Origin of the sequence: Nonomuraea sp. NPDC059194 (genome assembly GCF_042754765.1) — a bacterium.
Taxonomy (GTDB): domain Bacteria; phylum Actinomycetota; class Actinomycetes; order Streptosporangiales; family Streptosporangiaceae; genus Nonomuraea.
Map to the genome: position 1 here is coordinate 26,174 of NZ_JBHZBH010000040.1, position 22,448 is coordinate 48,621.

The 22,448-nt window shown below is 70.1% G+C and carries 22 protein-coding genes; 10 read left to right on the plus strand and 12 right to left on the minus strand.

What is annotated here, in order from left to right; all coding sequences use genetic code 11:
* Positions 1-91: 91 nt before the first annotated feature.
* Together ACFXJ8_RS35235 and ACFXJ8_RS35240 are read left to right on the plus strand one after the other, a co-directional pair.
* Complete coding sequence (locus ACFXJ8_RS35235; RefSeq protein WP_379648466.1) at positions 92-1,294, plus strand: sensor histidine kinase; 1,203 nt, start codon at positions 92-94, stop codon at positions 1,292-1,294.
* Positions 1,291-1,914: a response regulator transcription factor gene (locus ACFXJ8_RS35240; protein ID WP_379648467.1), complete on the plus strand. Its 624-nt coding sequence runs from the start codon at positions 1,291-1,293 to the stop codon at positions 1,912-1,914. Before ACFXJ8_RS35235 ends, ACFXJ8_RS35240 begins: the two co-directional genes overlap by 4 nt.
* Positions 1,915-1,946: 32 nt before the next feature.
* On the opposite strand, the gene ACFXJ8_RS35245 is transcribed toward ACFXJ8_RS35240, so the two are convergent.
* From ACFXJ8_RS35245 to ACFXJ8_RS35255, 3 genes are read right to left on the minus strand one after another with little or no spacing between them, the layout of a single operon-like run.
* Positions 1,947-3,356 (minus strand): MmgE/PrpD family protein, encoded by a 1,410-nt coding sequence (locus ACFXJ8_RS35245; RefSeq protein ID WP_379648468.1) that lies wholly within the window; start codon positions 3,354-3,356, stop codon positions 1,947-1,949.
* A complete protein-coding gene (locus ACFXJ8_RS35250) occupies positions 3,356-4,150 on the minus strand; it encodes a cyclase family protein (protein WP_379648469.1) in 795 nt (264 codons plus the stop codon). The genes ACFXJ8_RS35245 and ACFXJ8_RS35250 overlap by 1 nt, the downstream gene beginning before the upstream one ends.
* Positions 4,150-5,343, minus strand: coding sequence for a CaiB/BaiF CoA transferase family protein (locus ACFXJ8_RS35255; protein ID WP_379648470.1), 1,194 nt, complete (start codon positions 5,341-5,343; stop codon positions 4,150-4,152). The genes ACFXJ8_RS35250 and ACFXJ8_RS35255 overlap by 1 nt, the downstream gene beginning before the upstream one ends.
* Positions 5,344-5,423: 80 nt before the next feature.
* Between ACFXJ8_RS35255 and ACFXJ8_RS35260 the strand changes: the two genes are divergently transcribed.
* From ACFXJ8_RS35260 to ACFXJ8_RS35290, 7 genes are read left to right on the plus strand one after another with little or no spacing between them, the layout of a single operon-like run.
* Complete coding sequence (locus ACFXJ8_RS35260) at positions 5,424-5,768, plus strand: hypothetical protein (RefSeq protein ID WP_379648472.1); 345 nt, start codon at positions 5,424-5,426, stop codon at positions 5,766-5,768.
* Positions 5,769-5,781: 13 nt separating this feature from the next.
* A complete protein-coding gene (locus ACFXJ8_RS35265; protein WP_379648474.1) occupies positions 5,782-6,591 on the plus strand; it encodes an IclR family transcriptional regulator in 810 nt (269 codons plus the stop codon).
* Between the two features lie 43 nt (positions 6,592-6,634).
* The gene (locus ACFXJ8_RS35270; protein ID WP_379648476.1) at positions 6,635-8,050 is read left to right on the plus strand and encodes a dihydroorotase family protein; all 1,416 of its coding nucleotides are present in this window, start codon (positions 6,635-6,637) and stop codon (positions 8,048-8,050) included.
* Positions 8,051-8,078: 28 nt separating this feature from the next.
* Positions 8,079-9,254 (plus strand): ABC transporter substrate-binding protein, encoded by a 1,176-nt coding sequence (locus tag ACFXJ8_RS35275; RefSeq protein WP_379648478.1) that lies wholly within the window; start codon positions 8,079-8,081, stop codon positions 9,252-9,254.
* Entirely contained in the window at positions 9,254-10,123 is an 870-nt protein-coding gene (locus ACFXJ8_RS35280; RefSeq protein ID WP_379648480.1) for a branched-chain amino acid ABC transporter permease, read from the plus strand. Before ACFXJ8_RS35275 ends, ACFXJ8_RS35280 begins: the two co-directional genes overlap by 1 nt.
* Positions 10,123-11,862 (plus strand): ATP-binding cassette domain-containing protein, encoded by a 1,740-nt coding sequence (locus ACFXJ8_RS35285; RefSeq protein ID WP_379648482.1) that lies wholly within the window; start codon positions 10,123-10,125, stop codon positions 11,860-11,862. The genes ACFXJ8_RS35280 and ACFXJ8_RS35285 overlap by 1 nt, the downstream gene beginning before the upstream one ends.
* Positions 11,859-12,587, plus strand: coding sequence for an ABC transporter ATP-binding protein (locus ACFXJ8_RS35290; protein ID WP_379648484.1), 729 nt, complete (start codon positions 11,859-11,861; stop codon positions 12,585-12,587). The genes ACFXJ8_RS35285 and ACFXJ8_RS35290 overlap by 4 nt, the downstream gene beginning before the upstream one ends.
* 1 nt (position 12,588) lies before the next feature.
* Here ACFXJ8_RS35290 and ACFXJ8_RS35295 read toward each other — a convergent pair whose 3' ends face one another.
* Genes ACFXJ8_RS35295 through ACFXJ8_RS35310 form a run of 4 tightly spaced genes read right to left on the minus strand, consistent with a single transcriptional unit; the run spans position 12,589 to position 16,476 of the window.
* The gene (locus ACFXJ8_RS35295) at positions 12,589-13,815 is read right to left on the minus strand and encodes a DUF4437 domain-containing protein (RefSeq protein ID WP_379648486.1); all 1,227 of its coding nucleotides are present in this window, start codon (positions 13,813-13,815) and stop codon (positions 12,589-12,591) included.
* Positions 13,799-15,289: a class I adenylate-forming enzyme family protein gene (locus tag ACFXJ8_RS35300; protein WP_379648488.1), complete on the minus strand. Its 1,491-nt coding sequence runs from the start codon at positions 15,287-15,289 to the stop codon at positions 13,799-13,801. Before ACFXJ8_RS35300 ends, ACFXJ8_RS35295 begins: the two co-directional genes overlap by 17 nt.
* Entirely contained in the window at positions 15,286-15,738 is a 453-nt protein-coding gene (locus ACFXJ8_RS35305) for a DUF3598 family protein (protein ID WP_379648490.1), read from the minus strand. Before ACFXJ8_RS35305 ends, ACFXJ8_RS35300 begins: the two co-directional genes overlap by 4 nt.
* A gap of 15 nt (positions 15,739-15,753) precedes the next feature.
* Positions 15,754-16,476: a VIT1/CCC1 transporter family protein gene (locus ACFXJ8_RS35310; RefSeq protein ID WP_379648492.1), complete on the minus strand. Its 723-nt coding sequence runs from the start codon at positions 16,474-16,476 to the stop codon at positions 15,754-15,756.
* Positions 16,477-16,598: 122 nt separating this feature from the next.
* Here ACFXJ8_RS35310 and ACFXJ8_RS35315 point away from each other — a divergent pair, with 122 nt between their 5' ends.
* Complete coding sequence (locus ACFXJ8_RS35315) at positions 16,599-17,216, plus strand: neocarzinostatin apoprotein domain-containing protein (protein WP_379648494.1); 618 nt, start codon at positions 16,599-16,601, stop codon at positions 17,214-17,216.
* Between the two features lie 40 nt (positions 17,217-17,256).
* Here the strand turns inward: ACFXJ8_RS35315 and ACFXJ8_RS35320 are convergent, their stop codons facing one another.
* The 5 genes from ACFXJ8_RS35320 to ACFXJ8_RS35340 are packed head-to-tail and all read right to left on the minus strand — an operon-like array spanning position 17,257 to position 22,442.
* A complete protein-coding gene (locus ACFXJ8_RS35320) occupies positions 17,257-18,216 on the minus strand; it encodes an oligopeptide/dipeptide ABC transporter ATP-binding protein (RefSeq protein ID WP_379648496.1) in 960 nt (319 codons plus the stop codon).
* The gene (locus ACFXJ8_RS35325; protein ID WP_379648498.1) at positions 18,213-19,115 is read right to left on the minus strand and encodes an ABC transporter ATP-binding protein; all 903 of its coding nucleotides are present in this window, start codon (positions 19,113-19,115) and stop codon (positions 18,213-18,215) included. The genes ACFXJ8_RS35320 and ACFXJ8_RS35325 overlap by 4 nt, the downstream gene beginning before the upstream one ends.
* A complete protein-coding gene (locus ACFXJ8_RS35330; RefSeq protein ID WP_379648500.1) occupies positions 19,112-20,641 on the minus strand; it encodes an ABC transporter substrate-binding protein in 1,530 nt (509 codons plus the stop codon). Before ACFXJ8_RS35330 ends, ACFXJ8_RS35325 begins: the two co-directional genes overlap by 4 nt.
* Positions 20,638-21,480, minus strand: a complete 843-nt coding sequence (locus ACFXJ8_RS35335; protein WP_379648502.1) for an ABC transporter permease — start codon at positions 21,478-21,480, stop codon at positions 20,638-20,640. The genes ACFXJ8_RS35330 and ACFXJ8_RS35335 overlap by 4 nt, the downstream gene beginning before the upstream one ends.
* Positions 21,477-22,442, minus strand: coding sequence for an ABC transporter permease (locus ACFXJ8_RS35340; protein WP_379648503.1), 966 nt, complete (start codon positions 22,440-22,442; stop codon positions 21,477-21,479). The genes ACFXJ8_RS35335 and ACFXJ8_RS35340 overlap by 4 nt, the downstream gene beginning before the upstream one ends.
* Between the last annotated feature and the right edge of the window lie 6 nt (positions 22,443-22,448).

A 22,448-nucleotide genomic window follows, 5' to 3' on the forward strand; every position in this document is an offset into this window, starting at 1 on the left:
GGTGTTTCCGCACATCGTGCACTCGGTCGGTCAGAAATACTTCTTTTGAACGATGCGGCAGATGATCGAGATTGCATACGTTGAGTGAGACATGACCGACTATCCGTTCCCGCCCGCCCTCCGGCTGCTCCGCTGGGCGATCCACGGCACCTTCGCGATCCTCCTGGTGATCGCGGTGGCCGGGGTCGCCAGGCAGGGACAGATCCTGCCGACGCTCGGGGGAACGCTGCTCGGAGCCCTGTACGCGGCCGGGATCCTCATCGAGGGGCGGCTGCCGCACTTCGGCGGGCAGACGCACCTGCGGCTGGGACGGCTCTGGCTGGTGGTGATCACGCTCGGGTGGGCGGCGCTGGCCGTCGCCTCGCCGCAGTTCGTCTGGCTGGCCTTCCCGCTCTTCTTCGCCTACCTCCACCTGCTGCCGCTGAGCGTGGCGTTGCCGGGGGTGGCGGTGCTGACCGTCGCGGCCATTCTGGCCGCCGCGTGGCACGAGGGCCGGCTGACCGCCGCGCAGATCATCGGGCCGACGATCGGCGCCGCCGTGGCCACGCTCATGGCGATGGTCTACAAGGCGCTCTACGCCGAGAGCGAGGAACGCCGCCTGCTCATCGACGACCTGGTCCGCACCCGCGGCAAGCTGGTGACGGCCGAGGGCGACGCCGCCCGCCTGGCCGAACGCGAACGCCTGGCCAGGGAGATCCACGACACCCTGGCGCAGGGCATGTCCAGCATCATCCTGCTGCTGCGCGCCGCCCGCCGCGATCTCGCCGATGATCCGGGGGAGGCGGAGCGCCGCATCATCGAGGCGGAGGACGCGGCCAAGGAGAACCTGGAGGAGGCGCGCAACTTCGTGCGAGCCCTGGCCCCGCCGGCGCTTCAACACTCCTCGCTGGTCGCGGCGCTGCGCAGGATCAGCGATTCGGCGGTGGCCGGCACCTCCATCACGGTGCGCTTCGAGGTTTCGGGCACCCCGGTCCCGCTGCCCGTCGACTACGACGCCACGCTGCTCCGCGTCGCCCAGGGCGCCCTGGGCAACGTCAGCCGCCATTCCGGAGCCGAACACGCCGGAGTGACCCTCACCTACCTGGACGACATGGTCATGCTGGATGTCTTCGACGACGGCCGCGGATTCGACCTGGGCAGTCCCGCCGGCGAGGCAGCGGGAACCGGTTACGGTCTGCGGGTCATGCGGGAGCGCGTGAGCACTCTGGGGGGCACCCTCACCGTGGAATCGTCTCCCGGGGAGGGCACGGCCGTCGTGGCCACCCTGCCGCTGCCGCGAGGGGAGGCGGCGTGATCCGGATCATCCTGGTGGACGATCACCCCGTCGTCCGCTCCGGCATCCGCGCCATGCTCGCCGGGCAGCCCGACTTCGAGCTGATCGGCGAGGCCGCCACCGGCGAAGAAGGCGTGGCGCTCGCCCGCACGCTCGCGCCCGACGTCGTGCTGATGGACCTCCAACTCGGGCCGGGCATACATGGCAGCGAGGCGACCCGGCAGATCGTCGCCCTGAACGGCCCCCGGGTGCTGGTGCTGACCACCTTCGACACCGACGCCGACATCGTGGCCGCGGTCGAAGCCGGTGCGACCGGCTACCTGCTCAAGGACGCCCCGTCCGATGACCTGCACGCCGCCGTCCGCTCGGCCGCCGCGGGCGCCAGCGCCCTGGCGCCGCGCGTCGCCTCACGCCTGCTGGGCCGGGTCAGCGCCCCCGATGCCGCGCTCTCCCCCCGTGAACTGGAGGTTCTCGGCCATGTCGCGGCAGGTTTGTCCAACCGGCAGATCAGCAAGGCGATGTTCCTCAGCGAGACCACGGTCAAGACCCACCTGGCGCACATCTACACCAAGCTCGGCGTGGATTCCCGTACCGCGGCCGTCGCCGCGGCCTCGAAGAAGGGCCTCATCCGCCCCCCGTGAGCTCCCGCCTCGACAGCCTCTTGGGGTAGACCTCACGGACGCGATGCCCAGGATGGTGTGAGCCGGTCGACATCACCGGCGCTCGCCAGCTCGCTCAGGGAGGATTCCAGAGCGTCCACGGCTTCGACGGATAGCGCCCGTCCCGCGTTGAGCCGGAACTTCACCGCCAGCTCCTCCTGAGTCAACGGAGCTCCCGGGCCGCCGCGCGAGGAGTCCACCCGATGCTCCAGCAGCGCGCCTGCCCGGGTGCGGACCCGAAGGGCGGCGCCGAAGCTGGTGGGGAACAGGTCGGTGGCCCGCTCGTCGGCCACGCACCGCACCTTGGCGGCCAGTGCCAGCCGCTCGGGGCGGAGCTCGGCGAAGTCGTCCAGGTAGACGCCCAGCCCACCGCCTCCGAGCAGGGCGGTGGCCACCGTGTAGGGGCCGGAGAATCTGGCATGGTACGCCGAAAGAGGGCGGATCTTCTCCTCGTACGGCTCGGCGATCGTGCGCAACACGGGGCCGGGCACGGCCAGTTCGATCTCCTGGATGTCGGCGGGGTCGAGGCCGCGCTCGCGCAGCGCCAGCGCGCAGTCGATGCCGGGATGGGTGAAGTGGTTGGTCGGGTAGGGCTTGTAGACGGTCCGCGTGACCTCCCAGCGCTCGCCCAGACCGGAAAGCAGAGCGTCGCTGTCGTAGCGGCCGTCCAGGTAGGCGGTGAGGAAACCGAACCTGCCCTCCAGCACGGTGGGCGGTCCGGTGAGGCCCGCGCGGACCAGGGCGGCCGCGCTGACACCGGCGTGCGCGGCCCAGCCGCAGTGGACCCGCTTGATGGTGCCGCCGGTCCGGTTGGCCTCCAGCAGCCCGGCGCCCATGCTGGCCGCGACACCGACGGCGGAGACGAGACCAGGGGCGTCCAGACCATAGAGGAGTCCGGCGGCGACGGCGGCCCCGATCGTGCCGCAGATGGAGGTGGCGTGCAGGCCCTTCTCGAAGAAGAGCGAGTTGCGCAGGTCCGGCAGGTAGGAGGCGGCGCCCAGCCGTACACAGATCTCATCGCCCACGGCCACCGCCACGAGCAGCGCGCGGCCGTCGGAGCGGGTCTCCGCCGCCGCCGCCAAGGCGGCGGGCACCACGGAGGCGCTGGGGTGCAGGACCGACGGCAGGTGTGTGTCGTCGAAGTCGAGCGCGTGCGCGAGCGTCCCGTTGACCAGCGCGGCTGACGGGGCAGGGAGTCGGTACGGCATGCCGATCGCACCGGCCTGCGCGGCTCCACCCCAGGAGGCGGTCACCTGGCGGACCGCCTCCAGCGGACCAGGCTCGGACTCCTCGGCGTGCGCCGCCAGGCAGTTGCCGAGCACGTCCCGGATCCGGCCGATGGCGTCCGTTTCGACTTCTCGTGGCAGTCCGTCGTCGCGGCAGTCGGCCGCGAAGCGGGCCAGAACCTGAGCGTAGGTGGTCATCACAGCACCGCCAGCGGTCTGACGGGAGCGCCGGTCGCCCCCACGACGGGCAACGGGTTGACGACGAGCAGGAACTCTCGTGCCGTGGTGTCGAGCACCTCGTGCAGCCGCATCGTTTCGACGATGTTGATCCCTTCCTCCACGAGGAGTACACGATGGACCGGAAGAGCGGCGTGACCACGACCGGCTGCGATGTGCTCGAAGGCGATGGTCTCCCCGCCCACCAGCCGTGGGCGCCGCTCGGCCAGCCAGCGTGCCGCGGCCTCGCCGGGGCCCGGCGCCCCTGCGGCCTGCCCGGTGAAGATCATGGGGTTCGACCAGTGACGAGACCAGCCGGTGCCGATCAGGATGGCCTGGTCCGGCGCGAAGTCCAGTCCGTCCGCGGCCCGGTCGAGGTCGCCCGGCGTGATCTCGTATCCGGCGGGCAGAGTGGCGACCCCGTGGACGGCGGCCACGTCGAGGAGCACCGCGCGCCCGAGGTAGGGAGAGAAGGCGTCGATGCCCAGCGCCGAGAATCCCTGGTGGCTCTGCACGGTCTCCGACGCCACCCCGCCGTACAGGACACCGTCCTGGGAGACGTGCGCCAGCGCGTCCACATGGGTGCCGACGTGACCGCCGGTGATGATGATCTCGTTGGCGGCCGAGCCGCCGTCTTCCCTGATCAGGTCACCGTGGCGCCGCTCCAGGAGCATGCGGAAGGGCGGGTGGTTGGGAGACTGCGGCATGCCGGTGCGCATGGGCTGGGCAAGGTCGATCACTCGGGCGCCGGAGAGGGCTTCCCAGGGGCCCGGCATCAGATGATTCCCTTCTCGCGCAACTCGTCGATCTCCTTCGCCGGCAAGCCGAGACGGCCCTGGTAGACCTCGTCGTTGGAGGCGCCGTGGGCCAGGCCCGTCCAGCGGATCGAGCCAGGAGTCTCCGACAACCGGAACAGCAGGTTCTGCATGCGCAGCCGACCGAGGTCGGGGTCGTCGACAGTGGTGATGGAATCGAGCGCCTGGAACTGTGGATCCGCGAAGACGTCAGAGATCTCGTACACGGGGGCGATCGCGGCCTGTGCCTTCTCGAACTCCGACATGACCTCGCTCAGGTCGCGAGCGGCGATCCACGGGGTGAGGCAGGTGTCGAGCTCGTCGGCGTGCTCGGCCCGGCCGGACCCGGAGGCGAACCAGGGCTCCTCGATCACCTCAGGGTGGCCTACCAGGAGCATCACCCGCTCGGCTATGGATTGCGCGGAGGTCGACAGGGCCACCCAGCGGCCGTCCCTGGTGCGGTAGGTTCCGCGCGGGGCGTTGTTGACCGACCGGTTGCCGGTCCGCGGCTGCAGGTAGCCGAGCTGGTCGTAGGCGGAGGGCTGCGCTCCCAGGACGGTGAGCAACGGTTCGATGATGGCCAGGTCGATGACCTGGCCCCGGCCCGAGGTCTGCCGGTGCAGCAGGGCGATGGTCACCGCGTTCACGCAGGTGAGCGCAGAAATCCCGTCAGCCAGGCCGAACGGGGGAAGGGTGGGTGGTCCGTCCGGCTCGCCGGTGATCGCCGCGAATCCGCTCATCGACTCGGCGAGGGTGCCGAATCCGGGCCTGCCGGCGTAGGGGCCGAACTGACCGAAGCCGGTCACCCGCGCGATGACCAGCCCGGGGTTGTCCTCGTGCAGGGATTCCGGAGACAGGCCCCAGCGTTCCAGCGTGCCCGGCCGGAAGTTCTCGATCAGGACGTCCGCCTCGGCGGCCAGGCGCCGCAGCAGTGCGGCGCCCTCCGGCGTGCCGAGATCGGCGGTGACGGCCTTCTTGTTGCGCCCGAGCATCTTCCACCACAGGCCGTGGCCGTCCTTCGCCGGTCCGTGGGTGCGGGCGGGATCGGGACGTCGCGGATGCTCGACCTTGATCACCTCGGCGCCGAAGTCGCCGAGGATGGTCGCTGCCAGCGGACCGGCGAACAGGGTGGCGACATCGAGGACGACCAGGCCGTTCAAGGGGCCGTTGGTCACGGAACCTCCAAGGGTGTTCCCATTTGAGGAAAGCTGTTCCAAACTGTAGGGCATACATCCTCGGAGTGGGAGGCCACGGCATGATCTACCTCGTCTACCGGATGCGACTGACCGAGACGGCTCGCCGGGACATGAAGGCGTTCTGGGCCTGGCTGGAGCAGCGGGAGCGGTTCTTCTACCAGGATCTGCCGATGGTGAAGGAGGTGCGCTGGTACTACAGCGTCGTCGGCGACGTCTACATGCTGGAGAACTGGGCCGCCTTCGACGACGAGGCGGCGTGGGGCGCCTACCGGTCCGCTCTGGCCGAGCTCAAGGCCGACGCCGGATGGGAGAGCGAGCGGGTGTCCCAGGAAACGTGGTGGGATTTCCTTGACACCAGGATCGTCACCGACCCGCCCGTGCCAGTGGGGCTGAGTCGCCGATGAGTAGGAAGCCCACATGCCGATGGACACCTCCAAGCCGCTGCGCCGGCGCACCACCGAGGGCACGAGCCAGACCGTCGCGACCGTCGAGCGCGCCGCCGACGTGCTCGTGCTGTTCGCCGACCCCGACTCCCGCACCCTGGGCGTCACCGAGATCGCGGACAAGCTCGCGTTGTCCAAGGCCGCGGTCCACCGCATCCTGGCCTCGCTGCGGATGCGTGGCCTGGTCGAGTTGGACGAGGAGACCAGGCGTTACTCGCTGGGCCTGACCACGATGCGGCTGGGTCTGGCCTATCTCGACCGGCTGGACATCCGCCGGCTGAGCGCCCCTGCTCTCGTCTCGCTGTCCAGGACGCTGTCGGAGACCGCCACCCTCTCCGTCCGCACCGGCCATACGCGGGTCTACGTCGATCAGGTGACGCCCAGCAGGGAAGTGATCATGTCGGTCTCCCTCGGCGTTCCCTACCCGCTCCACGCGGGCGCCTCCTCCAAGGCGTTCCTCGCCTTCCTCTCCGAAGAGGAGATCGACGACTACTTCAAGACCGTTCCGCTCACGCGCCTGACCGAACGCACGCTGGTCCACGAGGACGTGCTGCGCAAGGACCTGGCGGCGATCCGCCGGCGCGGCTACGCCAAGTCCAGCGCCGAGCGGCAGCCCGGTTCCGCCTCGGTCGCGGCCCCTGTCTTCGACCACCACGGCAGCCCCGCCGGTGTCATCAGCGTCTGCGGACCGCTGGAGCGTTTCCGCGGCGAGGAGAAGCAGGCCGCCGAGGCTCTCCTCGAGACAACGGCCCGGCTCTCGGCCCAGTTGGGCCATACGACATGACGAAAGGAGGTGACGGCCGGGATCCCCTTCACCGGCCGCACCTATGAAGCGATATGACCTGCTTGTCAAAGACGGTCTTCTTGTCCTGCCGTACCACGGCGAGGTCAAGGCTGACCTGGGCATAGCCGACGGCCGAATCGTGGCGATCGGCGAGGACCTGTCCGGGGCCGAGGAGGTGATCGACGCCGCCGGAAAGGTCGTGCTGCCGGGTGCCGTGGACGCCCACTTCCATATCGGGATTTATCGGGATATGGGGCTGGACGCCTACGAGGAGACCCGCTCCTCGCTGGTCGGCGGTGCCACCACGGTGTTGTCGTACTTCCGCACCGGCCAGCACTACCTGGACAAGACCGGCCCCTACCAGACGATCTTCCCCGAGGCGCTGTCCGCCGTCGAGGGGCGGGCCTGGACGGACTACGGCTTCCACCTGGCCCCGATGACGGTCGAGCAGATCGAGGAGATCCCGCGGCTGGTCAGCGAGCACGGCGTCACCTCGTTCAAGTACTACATGTTCTACAAGGGCTTCGACCTGGCCGCCAACAGCCGCGACGCCCGATCCTTCACCATGGGTGACGAGTACGACCTGGGCCACCTGCTGCTCATCATGGAGAAGCTGGCCGAGGTCCAGCGCGACCACCCGGACAGGCGGATCTCGCTCAGCCTGCACTGCGAGCAGTCCGAGCTCATGCGCGTCTTCATCGACCGGGTCCAGCGCAGCGGGCAGCCGCAGAACCTGCGCGCCTACAGCGAGGGTCGCCCGCCGCTGACCGAGGAAGTGGCCATCGCCGAGGCCGCTACGATCGCCGCCCACACCGGGGTGAACGTCAACTTCCTCCACCTGTCCAGCGCCCAGGCACTGGCGGCGGCAGCGCAGCACCCCGGGGCACGCCGCGAGACCACCCTGCACCACCTCTGCCTCGACCACGACGAGCTCGACGCCCGGGGCGGCCTGGGCGGCAAGGTCAACCCGCCGATCCGCACCCGCGAGCACAACGAGGCCCTCTGGGCCGGGGTCGCCGACGGCCGGATCGACTGGGTGGCCTCGGACCACGCCTGCTGCATGGAGGAACACAAGGGCGACGACCTGTGGCCGGCCCGGCCCGGCTTCGGCGGCACCGCACTGCTGTACCCGGTGCTCATCTCCGAAGGCCACCTCAAGCGCGGACTGTCCCTGACCAGGATCGCCGAGGTCGCCTCCGCCAACCCCGCCCGCGCCTACAACCTGTGGGGCCGCAAGGGCAGCCTCGCCGTGGGGTTCGACGCCGACCTGACAGTGCTCGACCCCGCGCTCAGCCGCACCGTGACCAGCGAACTGCTGCTGTCGGGCCAGGACCACTGCCCGTTCGAGGGCGTCGCCACGACCGGCTGGCCGGTGGCCACCGTGGTCGGCGGACGCGTGGCCTTCCAGGACGGGGCCGTCGTGGGCGAGCCGGGCGGCTCCTACCTCCGCAGAATCTGACGGCAATCCCACTAATCTGGAGGTTCGGGTGCGTAGAGCGACATCAGTCATCGTCTCGGCTGCGTTAACGCTGGCGGCGGCCGGCTGCGCGGGCAAGGAGGCGGGCGGGCAGCCGCCCGTCAAGATCGGACTCGTCGGGCCGCTGACCGGCCCGCTCGCCGTACTCGGCGTGTCCCAGCAGAACTCCATCCAGGTGGAGATCGACAAGCTGAACGCGTCGGGCGGGCTGGCCGGCGCCAAGCTCGAACTGGTGGCCCGCGACTCGGGCCTCGACCCGGGCAAGGCCGTGCAGGCCGCCCGGGAGCTGGCGGGGGACACGCAGGTCAAGCTGGTCGTCGGCCCGTCGTTGACCGCCTTCTACAACGCCGCGAAGGCAACCTTCGAGCAGGCCAAGAAGGTCAACTGCCAGCCGGGCGTCGCCGCCGGCGACTTCGGCGCGCTCAAGTACGGCTTCCGCGCTCAGGATCCCACCGAGGTCGACGTGGCCAAGGCGGTGGAATACCTGCGGGCCAAGGGGATCAAGAGCTTCGGCCTGGTCTACGAGGCGGACGACACCGGCAAGGCCGTCGACGCGCTGCTGACCAAGCTGGCCGGTGAGATGACCTACCTCGGGTTCCAGACCAGCCGGCCGGACGATCAGAGCCATTCCGCGTACGTCGAGAAGTTCAAGGACGCCGGCGCGATCTTCTTCTCCAACAACGTGGGCGGAGCCAAGACCATCGCGGCGGCGGCAGCGGCCGGTTTCCGCGGTCAGCTCATCGGCGCCGGATCGGGGGCGCAGAACATCGCCTTCCTCGAAGGCGCGGGCGACGCGGCCCGGAACGTCATCTTCCAGATGCCCAACTACCGGTACCCGACGAGAGATCGGGCCGCCTGGGAACCGGGCTACCGCGCGCACATCGAGGCGGTCGAGCAGAAGTACGGCATCAACACCGGGCCGAAGACCGGCGCGACCTCACCCAAGGGCACCGGCATGGCAGGTGACTGCGTGTTCGCCTTCGCCGAGGCGGCCAAGGCCGCGGGCAGCCTGGAGCCGGACAAGGTGGTGGCCGCCATGGAGGGGCTGAACCTCGCCGCCGACGCCACGCCGTCGGGCAACTCCGTCAGCCCGGGGACGGCGCACGAGTTCTACGGTGCCGACGACGTCCGCCTCTACCAGTGGGACAAGGACGACAAGGGCTGGTTCACCCGAGAGCTGCGCTGATGACCGCGCAGGTATGGATCGACGGCCTCTTCGCTGGAGCCGTCTACGCGCTGGTCGCCCTGGGGCTGGCCATCACGTTCCAGCCCACCCGGGTGATGAACTTCGCCCAGGGAGAGGCGCTGATCCTCGGAGCCGCCATCGGCTACCAGGTGATGAGCCTGGGCGGCCTCGGCTGGCCGGTCGCGCTGGCGGCGACAGTGGTCGTCGCGGGCCTGATGGGCCTGCTGGCCGAGCGGATGATCATGTTGCCCGTCCGGATGTCGGGGTCCAGGTTCGCCTGGATCGTGGCGACTCTCGCCGCGGCTCTGATCTTCCAGTCCCTGTTCACCCTCGCCTACCGGGATGTCGACGCGCTGCGACCGGAGCCGCTCGCCGCCGGCGGCTTCGCGTTGGGGGACGGCCGGGTCGGCTGGCAGGAGCTGATCACTGTGGGCATCGCGCTGGCGGTGATGGCCGCCTACGACCTGTTCCTGCGCCGCGGCGTGTACGGCAGAGCGATCCGCGCCGCCTCCCACGATCCGGACACAGCGGTGCTCATGGGGATTCCCGTCCAGCGGATGGTGGTGCTGAGCTTCGTCATCGCGACCGTGATCACCGCCCTGGCCGGCCTGCTCGCCGCCCCGGTGCTGTACATCGGGCCGGCCACCGGGCTGCTGTTCACCATCAAGGGCTTCACGGCTGCGGTCATCGGCGGCATCGGCTCCCCGCGCGGCGCGCTGGCGGGCGGGCTGATCGTGGGGGTGCTGGACTCGGTGGTCCGCACCGCCATCAACGCCACCGCGGGCAACCTCGTGGTCTTCGGCCTGCTCGCCCTGATTCTGGTGGTCTTCCCCGCCGGCCTGTTCGGCAAGCCGATGGAGGCACACTGATGATCTCCCGACTGTCCTGGGCGGTGGGACTGGGCCTGCTGGCCGCCTGGCCGTTCATCATCGACTACTACAGCTACAACGCCTCCTACTACGTCGGGCTCGTGGCGTCCGCGGCCATCTCGGCCATCCTCACGATCTCCCTCAACCTCGCCATGGGCTACGGCGGCATGCTGTCCATGGCGCACACGGGCCTGCAACTGCTCGGCGGGTACGGCTGCGCCTTCCTGACGGTGCAGGCGGGGCTGCCGTGGCCGTTCGGCGTCCTGCTGAGCGTCCTGCTGGGCGCGGCCTTCTCCGCGCTGACGCTGCTGGTCAGCCTGCGCGCCACCTACCTGTACTTCGGCATGATCACCCTGGCGGCCAACCTCATCGTGGTGGAGATCGGCCGTGACTGGGACTCGGTGACCGGCGGCATCGTGGGGATCACGGGAGTCGACCCGGGAATGCCGAAGACCGCGTTCTACTACGTGGTCATCGGGCTGCTGCTGGCGACCTACGTGCTCCAGCGCAATCTCGTGCGAAGTCCCCTGGGTCGTTCGGCCATGGCGGTGCGCGAGAACCCCGACACCGCGGCGGCGCTGGGAATCCGCCCCGCGACGACCAAGCTGCTCGTCTTCAGCATCGCGGGCGGGCTGGGCGGGTTGTCCGGCGCGCTCTACGCACTGCACCTCGGCTTCGTCAACCCCGACATCGGCCTGCTCGACAACGGGCTGGTCTTCTTCGTCGGCCTCTTCCTGGGCGGCATCGGCACGCTCGCCGGCCCGCTGCTCGGCGTCGCGCTGATCTCGCTCATCGTGGAGCTGGGCAAGGGGTTCGCCCAATACACCACGCTGGTACTCGGGCTGGCGCTGCTGGCCGCGATGATGCTGGTTCCGCGCGGCATCGTCGGCACCTTGCGGGTCCGGCGCCGGCCGCGCGGAGACCCCGGCCCTGCCACGCCCGGCCGGCTGCCGGCGCTCAACTCCGTGCCGGTGTCTCTCGTGCCCGCGCTGGAGGGCCGGGGCCTGGCCAAGCACTTCGGCGGAGTCCACGCGCTGAACGGGGTGGACGTCTCGGTCCGCGCGGGCTCCGTCCACGGGATCATCGGGCCCAACGGCTCGGGAAAGTCCACGCTGGTCTCCTGCCTGACCCGCTTCCACGCTGTGGACGCCGGCGAGGTGCTGATCTTCGGGAAGACCGCGCCTGCGAAGGCGTGGGCCGTGCCCGGAGCGGGGGTGACCCGGGTCTTCCAGGTGCCGCACCTGTTCGACCGGCAGAGCGTCCTGGACAACGTGCTGTGCGGAGTGAAAGCCGAGCATGGCTGGTTGTCCATGGTGCTGCGGCTTCCCGGCTACCGGCGCTGGGATCGCGCGGCCCGGGCCTTCGCCGGTGAGCTGCTCGGCTTCGCCGGACTGGCGGGGCTCGCCGAACGCGATGCGGGCACCCTCTCGCACGGGCAGAAGCGGCTGCTGGAAGTCCTGCGGGCCGTGGCCACCCGCCCTCGCGCGCTGATCCTGGACGAACCGGCGACCGGACTGACGCCGGAGGAGTTGGCGGCGCTGGCCGGGCTCTGCCGCGCGCTGCGCGAGCTCGGGCTGGCCGTCGTGCTCATCGAACACAACGTGGAGTTCGTCATGTCCGTCTGCGACGAGATCACCGTGCTGGAGACCGGCCGGGTGATCGCCCGAGGGACCCCCGCCCACGTGCGGGCCGACCCTGCGGTGATCGCCGCCTACCTCGGTCTGGTGGGGTCGGCATGACCCTGCTGGAGATCTCCGGCCTGGGGGCCGGCTACGGAGGCGTTCGCGCCTTGGACGGAGTGGACCTGACCGTGGGCGAGGGCGAGTTCGTCGTGCTCCTCGGGCCCAACGGCGCGGGCAAGACCTCGCTGCTCAGGGCGGTTTCCGGGCTGCTCAAGGCGGCGTCCGGCAGGATCGTGTTCGGCGGCGCCGACATCACCTCCGTGCCCGGATGGCGTCGTGTCGGGCTCGGACTCGGCCATGTGCCCGAAGGGCGGCAGGTGTTCCCCGACCACAGCGTGCTGGAGAACCTGAGGCTGGGCGCGTTCGCCGACCGGCGGGCCAAGACTCGTGTCGAGCACCTGCTGGATGAGGTGCTCGACCTCTTCCCGCGCTTGCACGAGCGCCGCGACCAGCTCGCCGGCACGCTGTCAGGAGGCGAGGCGCAGATGCTGGCGGTGGGCCGTGCCCTGATGTCGTCTCCCCGGCTGCTGGCGCTGGACGAGCCCTCACTGGGGCTGGCCCCGCAGAAGGTGGCGGAACTGTTCGGCTACATCAGCCGTCTCCACGCCGAGCGCGGCCTGTCGGTCCTGCTCGTGGAACAGCAGGCGATGACCGCGTTGAGCCTCGCTGAGCGCGCCTACGTGCTGGAGCGCGGCAGGGTGGTCGTCTCCGGCCCGGCCGAGGCCGTGGCCGGAGACGACCGGGTCCGCGCCGCCTACTTCGGCGACGCGGACGGTTCCTGACTCACATCCCGTCGGTGCTCCAGCGTCCCGCCGAGCGGCTGCGAACCGGGAGGCTGGAGAGGATCGGAGCGGGGATGGCGTCGCCCTGCTTCCACGGCCGGCTCCGGCCCCAGTCGTGCGCGCCGGAGTCGATGCGCTCGTCGGCGTGCTCCAGCGTGTGCGGGTCGGCGCCCCAGTCGAGATGGTCGTGCCCGTGGTCGTGGTCATGGTCGTGCCCGTGGTCATGGTCATGGTCGGTGTGCCCGCCCTGCAGGCGGGCGGCGTCCATGGCCTTGGCGATGGCCAGCAGGCTCTTGTCGGTGCCGTGCCCGTGCGGAACGAAGTCGACGTCCCTGCCGCCCTGCTCGCGGGCGAAGGCCAGCGAGGCCTGCAGGTCGGCCAGGTCCTTCTCGCTGCGCGGCGGAGAACCCACTCCGAGGTCATGGCTGGACTGGGACCAGCGCATGCGTCCGCCGTTGGGCCCGTAGTTGACCCCCTCGCCGCCCCAGCGGACCCACTCGTTCTGCGTGTACCAGTTCTGGAGCTCGCCGTCGGAGCGCAGGATCCAGGTGACTCCGCCCTCCATGGTGGTGAAGTGGCCGTGCTTGACCCGGGCGGGACGGAAGAAGTAGGTGCCGTCGATCAGGGTGCCGAAGTTGTACTCCATCTCTCCCTCGATGGTGTACGCCTCCTCGTAGCACGGGTGGTGCGCAAGGCGGTGGTCGGACCAGCCTTCCTGGGAGTGCACCAGACGGGTGTAGAAGCCGGATACCGGATCGACGTGGAGGTACTTGATGAACAGACCTGGCATCGGCCCGGCGTTGGGTACGGCGTCCCAGGTCATGGCCTCGGAATCGAGGACGATGACGTCGTCCCTGGAGTCGGTCCAGCGGGCCGCGCCGGGGTCGAAGCCGGCGTCGCCGTACTCGCGATAGTGAAGGATCTTGGTTCCTTCGGCGAAGGTGATGGCCTCGACCGGGACGCCCTTGGGCGCGTGGACGTAGCCGCCCTTGCCGATGGTGCGCGCGCCGTAGGTCATGGAGCCTTCGAGCACGTAGTACTCGGTGTCGGCGTGGTGGACGCCGGGTCCGCGGCCCCACCGGGTGTGGAAGTCGACGCGCAGGGAACACGATCCGTCTTCCTCGTCGACCGACAGGCGCCGCTCGCTGGCGCGGCCCTCTCCGCCCACGAGTTCGGCGCCGTGCCAGATGTAGTCCTTCTCGTGGATGAGTTCAACGTGGGGACGCATGGGACTCCTTCAACTCGCGCTTGAGCACTTTGCCGCCCGCGTTCCGGGGGAGACGCGGGATGATGTGGATGACCTTCGGCAGCTTGTAGCCGGCCAGGTGGGGGCGCAGATGTGCCTCGATGTCGGCTGGGGCGGCGGAGCCGACCACGTAGGCGACGATCCGCTCGCCCCACCTCTCGTCCGGTTCGCCGACGACGGCCGACTCCCGCACTCCCGGACAGCCGTCGATGACGCTCTCGATCTCTCGCGGGTAGACGTTGAGCCCACCCGTGATGATCATGTCCTTCTTGCGGTCGACGATGCGGAGGAATCCCTCCTCGTCGGCGACGGCGATGTCGCCGCTGGTGAGGAAGCCGTCGGCGGTCATGCAGGCCCGGGTGGCCGCGTCGTTGTGCAGGTAGCCGTTCATCAGGAACGGGGAACGGCTGAACAACTCTCCGGGAGTGCCCGCCGGGACGGGCGAGCCGTCGTCATCGAGCAGTCTGACCTCGGTCATGAACCAGGGGTGGCCGACCGAGCCGGCCTTGCGCCGGGCATCGGCGGGACGGAGGTTGGTGACGATGCCCGCTTCGGTGGAACCGTACAACTCGTGCACACCTGCCCCGGGGAAGGCGTCGAACACCCACTCCTTGAGCGGCACCGGCAGCGCGGCGGCGTTGAAGAACAGCGTGTCGAGGCTGCTCAGGTCGTGGCGGCGCAACGCCTGATCGCCGAGCGCGCGCAGGGTGTGCGCGTGGGTGGGGACCAGGAACACCGACTGCGCGCGGTACTCGGCGACCATGCTCAGCAGGCGTTCCGGGTCCCACGACCGGAGCATGGCGACGGTCCCGCCGGTGTGGATCGCGCCGTAGGCGAAGGCGAACCCGGCGCCGTGGTACATCGGGGCGACGGCGATCGACCGGCGGCCGGTGCCGAGCTTCCAGTCCAACGCGGCGCAGTAGAAGGTGAGGACCCGGGAGCGGTGGCTGATGAGCACGCCCTTGGGATCGCCCGTGGTGCCCGAGGTGTAGGCGACGCAGAAGGGCGAGTTCTCGTCGACCTGGATCTCAGGGTCGCGGGCGGACGCGCGGGCGAGGGCGTTCTCGTAGGTGTCGCTGACCCGGAGCACGAGGTCCAGATCGTCAGGAGTCAGCTCGGCGAGTGCCTCGTCCACGATGAGTGTTCTCGCGCCGGAGTGCGCGACGATGAAAGCGATCTCCGCCTGGGTCAGCCGGGGGTTGAGCGGCACCATCACCAGTCCGGCCTTGGCGATCCCGCACGCCACCTCCGGGTACTCCAGTTGGTTGCCGAGAAGGACCGCCACGCTGTCGCCGGGCGTCAGCCCCGCCGTGAGCAGCACGTTGGCCAGACGGCTGGAGCGCTCGTGCAGGGCCGAGTAGCTCAGGTGCAGGTCACCGTCCACCACCGCGATGGCGGAGGGGGTGGCCACGGCGAACTCTCGCACGCCGTTGGCGATCGACAACTGGGCTCTCATGACCCGACGCGGGTCTCGTTGATCAGGGTCCGCTGGATGCACTTCCCGCCGCGGATCCACTGCCAGACCCGGCTGCGGGTGTTGCCGTCCGGGCTCAGCACGATCAGTTCGAACAGCCTGAGGTCGGCGCCGTCCTCCTTGTAGATCCACGACAGGTAGATCGTGTCGTCGTCGACGGCCCAGAACTCGCCTTTGATCCGCTCGGTGTCGAAGGCGCAGCGGCCCTGGCCCAGGTAGGTGCCGGGGAAGCGGTGTTCTTCGGTACGGCCGTCCTCCCAGGTGTAGCGGTTGATCTGGTAATAGTCCCAGTCTCCGCTGTCCGGCAGGGTGCAGGTGAGCCGGGCGTGGTGGCGGTCGACGACCGTGCCGTCGGGATCCACGTAGGTGTAGGTGCCTTCCCAGTCGCCTTCGTGCCGGGCGAGCAGCGGCATCTCTTCCCTGATTCCCATGGCTTGATGTTCCTCTCAGGAGAGCCCGGCTCCCACCAGGCTTCCGATTCCGAAGGTGGCCGCGGCGGCGAGCCCGCCGAGCACCAGTTGGCGCAGAGCGCCGGCCCACCAGGGGCGCGCCGTGAGCCGGGCGACGACGCCTCCGGCGACCAGCAGCCCGAGGACGCTGACAATGGTCGCCACCAGGAGGCCCGAGGCGCCGAAGATGAACGGCAGCACCGGGATGATCGCGCCGGCGGCGAAGGCGGTGAAGGAGGAGATGGCGGCCACGTACGGAGAGGGGAGGTCGTCCGGGTCGACGCCGAGCTCTTCGCGGACGTGGACCCGCCACGCGAGTTCCGGCTGGGCGCTGATCTGCGCCGCGACCTTCTCCGCGGTCTCCGCGTCCAGGCCGCGGACCCGGTAGAGAGCGGTGAGCTCGGCCAGCTCGCCCTCGGGGTTGCGGGCCAGTTCGGCCTTCTCCACCTCGATCTCAGCCTGCATGAGCTCGGTCTGGGAGGCGACGGACGTGTACTCGCCGGCGGCCATGGAACAGGCGCCGGCGGCCAGCCCGGCCAGGCCGGTGATGACGACGACCGTGCTCGAAGCGCCGCCGCCTACGACGCCGCTGATGAGGGCGAAGTTGGAGACCAGGCCGTCCATCGCGCCGAAGACCGCGGGGCGGAGCCAGCCGCCGGTCACGTCTCGGTGGTGCCGGTGCTTCTCAACCGGCGGGGAGGGCAGGACATCTGCACTCATATGGGTCCTTTAGCTGGGGGATCTCAGATCTTGTTTTGTGACAGTATGTCGTGAAACAGTGTTCCGCAAGAGACTCGGGGGTTCGACCAGACCACTTCCGGATCTGCCCAGGGAGGCCATGGATGCCCCGCAAACTGCTCAGCTGGACCGCCGCTCTCGTGTTCGGGCTGGCACTTTGGCCAAGCCCCGCTGCCGCGGGCGCCCAGCCCGAACTGACCGCCAGCCAGAGCGCCGACCTCTCCTCCGGTAGCGAGATCACCGTGACCGGGACCGGCTTCGCCCCCAAGACCGCGCTGTTCCTGGCGATCTGCGACACCAGGCAGCCTCCGGGCAAGGCCTGTGACACCGGCAACTTCGCCAGGGTCACGACCGACGCGGACGGCAGGCTGGAGGCGAAGGTCAAGCCGGTCGCGACCTTCGGGGCCACCGACTGCACGGCCACCGCGTGCGCGCTGATGACCAACGACTCCGCCAACCCGCGCGACACCCGCAACTACGCCCAGCTGCCCATCACCTTCCAGGCGGCCCAGGCCACACCCTCCACGGCGCCGAGTTCCCCGGCGGCCACCCAGCAACCGGCCACCCAGCAACCGGCCGCCCAGCAACCGGCAGCCTCGCCTGCGGCTGCCGCCGAGGAGGAGAGCGGCTCCAACACCATGCTGGTCGTCGTTCTCGGGATCGCGGCCGTGCTGTTGATCACGGGGATGGTCGTTCTGGTACGGCGTCGCCGTACCGCCTGATCGCCTCCGACGAGGGCGGGCCGGGACGACCGGCCCGCCCTCACGCATGGGAGATCTCCAGGTCGCGCAGGCAGGCGCTGCTTCTGCCCGCGTGACCGGTCGGCTCCACCAGGGCCGGCACCACGCTCCGGCAGGCGTCCGCCGCGTACGGGCAGCGCGGGTGGAAGGCGCAGCCCGCCGGGGGGCGCACGGCCGAGGGCACCTCGCCGGCCAGAGCGGGGAGCTGTCTGCGAGTGGGGTCGGGAACGGGCACCGCGGCCAGCAGCGTGCGCGTGTAGGGGTGGCGCGGAGAGCCGAAGACCTCCGCCGCAGGCCCGTGTTCGACGATCCTGCCCAGGTACATCACGGCGACATGGGTGGCCAGATGCCGCGCGATGTCCAGCTCGTGGGTGATCAGCAGATAGCCCAGGCCCAGGGACTCGCGCAGGTCGAGCAGCAGGTTCACGACGGTGGCCTTGACGCCGACGTCCAGGCTGGCCGTCGGCTCGTCGAGCACGATGGCGCGCGGCTGGGCGGCCAGCGCGCGCGCGACGGTGACGCGCTGGAGCTCGCCACCGCTGATCCCGCCGGGACGACGGTCCGCGTAGCCCGCGGGCAGCCCGACCTGCTCAAGCAACTCGGCGACGCGCCTGGCGCGCTCGGCGCCGTCCGTGCACAGCTTGTGGACGAGAAGCGGAAGCCCGACCGAGTGGCCGATCGTCTTGCGCGGGTTCAGCGCCGCCCAGGGGTTCTGCGAGACGAACTGGACCGCCCGGCGTGCCGTACGGCTGAGCGCCGGTCCGGCGGGTTCGCCGGCGACGCGCACGCTCCCGGCCGTCGGCGCCAGCAGGCCCACGGCGAGCCGGGCGAGCGTCGACTTGCCACACCCGGACTCGCCCACCACCGCCAGGGTCTGGCCGGGACCCAGGCTGAGCGAGACGCCTTCCACCGCGTGCACGACCTGCCGCCGGGTGAGCGGATAGCGGTGGGTGACCTGGTCCAGCTCGACGAGCGGCGTCATGGCGCACCCTCCGTGTGGTGGCAGCGGACATCGAGAACGGGCTGGGGATCGTGCTCGGCGCACACCTCCAGCACGACCGGGCAGCGCGGTGCGAACGGGCAGCCGTGCCGGGCGACCGGGCCGGGGACGAGCGTGCCCAGGCGCGACCCCGCGGCGGCGCGCCCCGGAAGGGCGGAAAGCAGAGCCCGGGTGTAGGGGTGGCGCGGTGCTGAGAAGATCTGCTCGGTGCTGCCCGTTTCCACCAGGCGTCCGCCGTACATGACCCCGACCCGGTCGCAGATCTGCGCCACCACGGCCAGGTCGTGGGTGACGTAGAGGATGCCGAGCCCGAGCCGGTCGCGCAGGTCCAGCAGCAGGCGGAGCACCTGCGCCTGGACCGTGGGGTCGAGCGTGGTGGTGGGTTCGTCGGCGATGAGCAGGTCGGGCTGCCTGGCCAGCGCGGCGATCAGGATGAGCAGGCGTTGCAGCTGGCCACCGGAGAAGCGGTGCGGTGAGTCGCGAGGCCGGTCCAGGACCGCGCGCAGTCCCACCTGGCCGAGCAACTCGGTGAGGTCGGCATCGCCCGCGTGCCACCGCAGCTGCCGCAGGACGGGGGTGACCGGGCTGAGCGAGGTCATGGGGCGTTGCGGGATGACGCCGATGCGGGTGGCGCGCAGGCGGCGCATCTCCTCGTCGCGGAGCGCGGTCAGCTCCCGGTCGCCGAGCCGTACGGCCTGCGCCGTTGCCTTGGCCCCCGCGGGCAGGACGCGGGTGAGGGCCGCGCAGACGCTGCTCTTGCCGCTGCCCGACTCGCCCACCAGGCCGAAGATCTCGCCGTGTTGAAGCGCGAAGGAGACGTCGTGGACGGCTCGCTTGCCGGGATAGTCCACGTGCAGGCCGGTGACGGTGAGCAGGCTCATCCGGTGACTCCACGTGGCCGCAGGCGCGCGGTGCCCAGGCGGCTGATGCTCATGCGGGCCGGATCGAGAGGGCTGACGCTGGAGCGCTGGCCGACGATCATCTTGGGGTAGACCGGGGGGAACATCACGGCGTCCTCGGTGATCTGGGCGTTGACCTCTTGGAGGAGCCGGTCGCGTTCGGCCCGGTCGTCGGTGGCCCAGATGCGTTCGATGGCGGCGTCGACGTCCTTGTTGTGATATCCGCAGGCCAGCACGCTGGTCGACAGGGCGGGGGAGAGGGTGAGGTAGTTGGCGTCGCCGCTGGTGAAGCCGCTGGCGAAGCGATTCATGATCATCTGATATTTGCCGGCGATCCAGCGTTGCGCCCACGGGCCGCCCTGCAGGACTTCCAGCTTGACGGTGATGCCGGCGCGCTGCCAGCCCTGCATGAGGACCTGGGCGATGTCCTCCATGGTCTGCCCGGCGCTGATGGTGAGTGTGAAGGAGGGGTCCTTCACCTCCTTCAGCAGCTCGCGGACCTTCGCCAGGTCCGGGGTGGCGGGGAAGATCTGGAGGTCGGGGTCGTAGCCGCGTTCGGCGGGTCCGATCGGGCCCTGGCCGATGGTGGCGGCACCGCCGAAGACCTTGTCGTTGACCGCCTGCCGGTCGACGGCGTGGGCGACGGCGAGCCGGAAGTTCCGGTTGTCGAAGGGGGGATCGCCGGCCTTGACGTAGGTGAGCAGGTCGATGGGCGCGTCCACACGGTGGACGGTGACATTGGGCTGGCCGTCGAGCAGGGGCAGGGCGGCGACGGGCAGTTCGGTGGCTATGTCGACGCTTCCCGCCCGCAGGTTGACCGCCCGGGTCGAGCCGTCGGGGATGATCTGGAAGTCCAGCCGGGGGTAGGCCGGCTTGGGGCCGTGGTAGCCGGGGTGGGCGCTCATCGCGTAGCCGAGCCCGGCCGTCACCTTGTCCAGCCGGTAGGGACCGGTGCCCATCATCGCGTCCTTGCGCTCGGCGTAGGCCTTGTGCGTGATCGGCAGGTTGGTCAGGTGGGAGCGGAGCAGCCCGTAGGGACGGTTGAGTTTGATCTCCACGGTGTGCGCGTCGATCGCGCGGGCGCCCGAGTAGTAGCCGAGGAAGTAGACGACCCACTCGCTGCCGCTGGCGAAGGCGGCGACGTGGGCGAGCGAGGCGACGACGTGCTCGGCGGTGAACGGGTCGCCGTTGTGGAAGGTCACTCCGGGTTTCAGCGGGATCGTCCAGGTCAGGCCGTCCGGTGAGATGACGGGGTCCTTGGCCGCGAGGAGAGGGACCGGGCGCACGTTCGCGTCGTAGTCGTAGAGGGTCTCCATCACCGGCTCGGCGATCCAGCGCGTCACCTCGCTGCCGGAGTCGAGCGGGTTGAGGTTGCTCGGTCCTGCCGGGACGCCGATGCGCAGGGTGCCGCCCGCCGTACGGGAGGTCTGCGGGGAGCAGGCGGCGGCCAGCGGGATCGCGCCGAGCACGCCGAGCAGGCGTCGCCTGGACCAGGAGGGGTGGTTCATCGAATCTCCTTCAGCGCACGTCCGCCGAGCCGGTCGGAGAGGGTGTCGCCGATCAGGTTGAAGCCGAGGATCCCGGCGAGCATGACGGCGCCGGGCAGGACGGAGTACCACCAGACGCCCGCGGGCAGGTAGCCGGTGCCACCGCCGGTGAGGTTGCCCAGCGTGGCCTGGGGGAGCTGGATGCCGAGCCCGAGGAAGCCGAGGCCGCCTTCGGCGAAGACGGCCAGCGCCATCGCCAGGAAGGCCTGGACGGCCATGGCCGGGGCGATGTTGGGGAGCAGCTCACCGAGGATGATCCGGGTACGGCGGACGCCGATGACCTGGAGGGCGGGCACGTAGTCCTGGCTCATCTCGACGAGGGTGGCCGCGCGGGCGACGCGGGCGAAATAGGGGATGAAGGCGATGCCGAGCAGGAGCACGACCTTGGTGGTCATGGTGATGGGGATCGGCCCCAGGTGCACGGTGGCCGTGCCGCTGAGACCGATGACGAACATGGCCAGCACGAACATGGGGAGCGCCTGGATGATCTCCAGGCTCCGCATGATCAGGTCATCGAGCAGGGTGCCGCGCAGGTAACCGGCCAGAATGCCCAAGGGCAGGGCCAGAAGCAGGCCGAGGGCGACCGCGGCCAGGCTGACCAGGAGCGAGACCCGGGTGCCTGACGCCGTTCGGGCCAGGAGGTCCCGGCCGAGTTGGTCGGTGCCGAAGGGGTGGGCCAGGCTCGGGCCGGTCAGCACGTCGGGTCCGCCCGCGTTGGGGTCGCCGGTCAGCAGCGGGCCCAGGACGGCCAGCAGGCAGAACAGCGCCGCGCATCCGGCGCCGAACCAGGTCAGCTTCATCGCAGCACCCCCTCGCGCACCCGGGGGTCGATCATGAGCTGGGCCAGGTCCACCAGCAGGTTCGTCACGAGGTACAGCAGGGCCACGGCCAGGCAGCAGCCGACGGCGACGGGATAGTCCTGGCGGCGGAAGGAGTCGACCATGAGCTGGCCGATGCCCGGCACGCCGAACACGTTCTCGACCAGGATCGCGCCGCTGACCAGCATGCCGAGCATCAACCCCATGACGGTGACGACCGGGACGGCCGCGTTGCGCAGGGCGATCCTCCTGACGAGCGCACCCCGCGGCTGGCCGATGGCCCTGGCGAAGGTGACGTAGTCGCGCTCGAGCACCTCCAGCAGCGAGGCCCGCAGCGTCCGGGCGACCACCGCGAACGCGGGCAGGCCGAGAACGAACGCGGGCAGCGCCAGACTGGCGAGGTGCCCGCCCAGTCCCTCGCCGGGCGGGATGTAGCCGTCGGCGGGGAAGACTCCGACGACGTAGACGCCGAAGACCAGGACGCAGACCAGTCCGAGCCAGAAACTGGGCACGGACAGCGCGATCACGCTGACCACCCGGACGAACCCGTCGATGATCGAGCCATGCCGGAGCGCGGCGGCGGCGCCGGCCAGGACGCCCAGGAACATCCACACACCCGCCGCCACCAAGCCCAGTTCGAGGGATACGGGCAGCCGTTCCATGACGAGGGTGACCACCGGCTGGTCAGAGAAGATCGAGTTGCCCAGGTCGCCGGAGAACAACCGGCCGACGTAGCGGATGTACTGTTCCGGGATCGAGGCGTCCAGGCCGAGCCTGGCCGCGACGGCGGCCCTTCCTTCCTCGCTGTAGCTGTAGCCCAGGAGGGTGTACAGCGGGCTGCCGGGTGACAGCCGCAGTAGGACGAAGACCAGCGAGACCACCACGAAGACCGTGGTCAGCAGGGCGGTCAGGCGCCGGAGGAGGTAGGAGGCCAAGCAGACCATTCCTCA

Bases quoted from the DNA above. Each gene is read 5' to 3' on its own strand.
- ACFXJ8_RS35280 (WP_379648480.1), top strand. From the start codon at position 9,254: ATGACCGCGCAGGTATGGATCGACGGCCTCTTCGCTGGAGCCGTCTAC.
- ACFXJ8_RS35325 (WP_379648498.1), bottom strand. From the start codon at position 19,115: ATGAGCCTGCTCACCGTCACCGGCCTGCACGTGGACTATCCCGGCAAG.
- ACFXJ8_RS35340 (WP_379648503.1), bottom strand. From the start codon at position 22,442: ATGGTCTGCTTGGCCTCCTACCTCCTCCGGCGCCTGACCGCCCTGCTG.
- ACFXJ8_RS35265 (WP_379648474.1), top strand. From the start codon at position 5,782: ATGCCGATGGACACCTCCAAGCCGCTGCGCCGGCGCACCACCGAGGGC.
- ACFXJ8_RS35305 (WP_379648490.1), bottom strand. From the start codon at position 15,738: ATGGGAATCAGGGAAGAGATGCCGCTGCTCGCCCGGCACGAAGGCGAC.
- ACFXJ8_RS35245 (WP_379648468.1), bottom strand. From the start codon at position 3,356: ATGACCACCTACGCTCAGGTTCTGGCCCGCTTCGCGGCCGACTGCCGC.
- ACFXJ8_RS35270 (WP_379648476.1), top strand. From the start codon at position 6,635: ATGAAGCGATATGACCTGCTTGTCAAAGACGGTCTTCTTGTCCTGCCG.
- ACFXJ8_RS35285 (WP_379648482.1), top strand. From the start codon at position 10,123: ATGATCTCCCGACTGTCCTGGGCGGTGGGACTGGGCCTGCTGGCCGCC.
- ACFXJ8_RS35260 (WP_379648472.1), top strand. From the start codon at position 5,424: ATGATCTACCTCGTCTACCGGATGCGACTGACCGAGACGGCTCGCCGG.
- ACFXJ8_RS35315 (WP_379648494.1), top strand. From the start codon at position 16,599: ATGCCCCGCAAACTGCTCAGCTGGACCGCCGCTCTCGTGTTCGGGCTG.
- ACFXJ8_RS35330 (WP_379648500.1), bottom strand. From the start codon at position 20,641: ATGAACCACCCCTCCTGGTCCAGGCGACGCCTGCTCGGCGTGCTCGGC.
- ACFXJ8_RS35320 (WP_379648496.1), bottom strand. From the start codon at position 18,216: ATGACGCCGCTCGTCGAGCTGGACCAGGTCACCCACCGCTATCCGCTC.
- ACFXJ8_RS35235 (WP_379648466.1), top strand. From the start codon at position 92: ATGACCGACTATCCGTTCCCGCCCGCCCTCCGGCTGCTCCGCTGGGCG.
- ACFXJ8_RS35300 (WP_379648488.1), bottom strand. From the start codon at position 15,289: ATGAGAGCCCAGTTGTCGATCGCCAACGGCGTGCGAGAGTTCGCCGTG.
- ACFXJ8_RS35290 (WP_379648484.1), top strand. From the start codon at position 11,859: ATGACCCTGCTGGAGATCTCCGGCCTGGGGGCCGGCTACGGAGGCGTT.
- ACFXJ8_RS35310 (WP_379648492.1), bottom strand. From the start codon at position 16,476: ATGAGTGCAGATGTCCTGCCCTCCCCGCCGGTTGAGAAGCACCGGCAC.
- ACFXJ8_RS35250 (WP_379648469.1), bottom strand. From the start codon at position 4,150: ATGCCGGGCCCCTGGGAAGCCCTCTCCGGCGCCCGAGTGATCGACCTT.
- ACFXJ8_RS35335 (WP_379648502.1), bottom strand. From the start codon at position 21,480: ATGAAGCTGACCTGGTTCGGCGCCGGATGCGCGGCGCTGTTCTGCCTG.
- ACFXJ8_RS35295 (WP_379648486.1), bottom strand. From the start codon at position 13,815: ATGCGTCCCCACGTTGAACTCATCCACGAGAAGGACTACATCTGGCAC.